Below are 2,395 nucleotides of genomic sequence, written 5' to 3' on the forward strand. Positions count from 1 at the left end.
ACAGTTCCAAAGACTCTATGGCCTATTTGCACAACTTTAGGCACACAACCCGGCGATGGCAGAGCGTCTGTTTCCAGGTGGTACGTCAACCGTTGTCCTATGTTCAGGGAATCCGTCTCAAGCAGGGGCTGTCCAGCTAGGACAGGCTCTGGCAACCAAGATGTCAGGGGTGTTGTTGCTTACAGAAAACTCTCAGCACATAGGTGCTGAAACCCTGCAGGCCCTATCAGACATGACTGTACCTCAGGTAGCTCCAACCGGGACGATACAGCCGTTCCAACCCCAGCCAGGTAAGCCGACGGTGTATATCGTGGGTGACGACAGCGCGATCAGCGTAAAGATACAGGACAGGCTTACGCAAATGGGTTACCAGGTGACCAGGATAAGTGGATCAGCCCATGAGATTAGAACTCAAATCCTAAACATTGTGGCGCCAGCGATTCCGCAAGGTTTAGACGCCTCCTCCTTCCCTTCCTCTTGGACGATGAATGAAGGAGCATCGAACCACGAGTCCTTTTTCCCTGTATCTAGTACCGCTCCTGCGTGGATGAAGCAAGGAGTATCGTGGAACTTTGCCGAGCAAGCAGCGGTACCGCTCAATGCAAGCTTTCCTGATCTGGCCAACTTGGGACCAAGGAACGCACCAGTCAAGCTCACCCAGTACCTCGGTAATGCCTTGGGGGTAACTGCGGTGAACGGAGTTATCTACGCTGAGAGCGACGACTATCACTTATATGCTTTGAACGCGCAAACAGGTGCTCTTATCTGGCAGGTTGGACCACTGAATAATTCTCTGATGGGTGATCCGATAGTATCGGGAAACGTCGTCTATGTAACAACTGGAGACACTGGCTTCTCATTCTCTCAAGTCCTAAAGTATCAGCTTTGTGGAGGAACCGCTTTGCTTGTCCGGGGGCTCTTGTACTCGTCCCTCTATGCATTTAACGCAACGACAGGAATAATGCTGTGGAGGCAAGACTTCAGGGGAAATGCAATGCCAACTCCGATTCTGTATAACAACACTGTATATGAACCGACCGGAGGAGGAAATCTTTGGGCATTGAACGCGCAAAGTGGAGCTCTGGTGTGGAAGACTGCTTTGGGAGGATTTGACTCGATGTCAAGTCCAAATCTCTATGTAAACCCCTCTACGAAGCAGGCCCCCATTATTCTGGGAACTTCAGACGCGAATCACGTAGTCGCTGTGAATGCCGTAACGGGTGCGATAGAGTGGGTCCAGCCAACTACCTTGAACATCTTTAACACCGGAATGGGAGATAACTCTCCTGCGGTTGACCAGGCGAACGGGGTAGTGATTAAAGACTCCGTCGTAAATTTTGATATGGCTAACAAGACGACCGATCTCGCGGTGTATGCGATGAACGCCGACACCGGCAACATTTTATGGTCGACTGACCTCGGCCGAGGGAGTGCTCCGCCGGCGTATAAGAGTGGTATGGCCCTAATTCAAAATGGCGTTGTTTATGTTGGTTCCCCCGTTACATCGATGCTTTACGCCCTCGATGAATTTACTGGCAAAATCCTTTGGACGTTCTCATTTGCAAACTCTGGTCCGGCCGGAGCCGGTAGGGGTAACGCTGTTTTAGCTTACGGAGTACTATGGATCGCTGCGGGACCGACTATCTATGCCGTCAATCCAACGAATGGACAGGAGCTGGGAACCTACACTCCAGGGGGAAGGTTCGGGATAGTGAATCCTGTCATAGTCGGAGGAACCATGTATCTTGGGAACTCTTACGACTGGATCCAGGCCATTCCTCTCTCTAAGATCTATCCAGGTGTGAATCTTTCGTAATGAAACGACTAAAGGGACACCGACTCTATAGGCATTAGACAGATCTGTACGTGATCTAGATCGATCTCACGACGAGCGCTCGACCTGTTGAGCACGAGATGATGTGTCAGACAGGTCGAGCTTGTACTTAATCGTCAGACTATCGTTTGTGTACTGATCTGGAGAGTTCTTTTCGCTCATTCTCACGTAAAGGTGAGCGCTACTATGTCTTTTCAACTCAGAGACATCGATGTGTTAAGGTCTCCTCAATTAGTCAACCCTAACATCACCTAACCACGAAGCTGACAAGTTGATCTGCCCACAGTGAAATGGGACTCTATAGATGGTAAGGGTAGCTCGATCCAGAGACTTACGTGTCGGCGAGGCGAGCGTTTGATTCAGCTCGTTTCCACGACGTTGGGCCTGACTTTGCTCGAACCTGCCATAACGAATCATAGCCGGGACCCTTCTAGCTCGTCTAGCACTATCCAGTCCAGTCAGCTCTCTGTGACTTTGAAAGTTGGTTGAGTCTAGGCCCTAATTCCCTGAACAGGTTGTGTCCCGATAGTTGTGCAAATTCCACGAGTGAATTGATTTGCT

General features: G+C 50.3%; 1 protein-coding gene. It reads left to right on the plus strand.

Annotated features, from left to right (window positions below; genetic code table 11):
* Nucleotides 1-55 precede the first annotated feature (55 nt).
* Nucleotides 56-1,816: an outer membrane protein assembly factor BamB family protein gene (locus BUA24_RS11610; protein WP_084660474.1), complete on the plus strand. Its 1,761-nt coding sequence runs from the start codon at nt 56-58 to the stop codon at nt 1,814-1,816.
* Nucleotides 1,817-2,395 lie beyond the last annotated feature (579 nt).

Origin of the sequence: Ferrithrix thermotolerans DSM 19514, assembly GCF_900128965.1 — a bacterium.
GTDB lineage: Bacteria > Actinomycetota > Acidimicrobiia > Acidimicrobiales > Acidimicrobiaceae > Ferrithrix > Ferrithrix thermotolerans.

Coding starts and splice junctions, on each gene's coding strand:
- BUA24_RS11610 (WP_084660474.1), top strand. CDS start 56: ATGGCAGAGCGTCTGTTTCCAGGTGGTACGTCAACCGTTGTCCTATGT.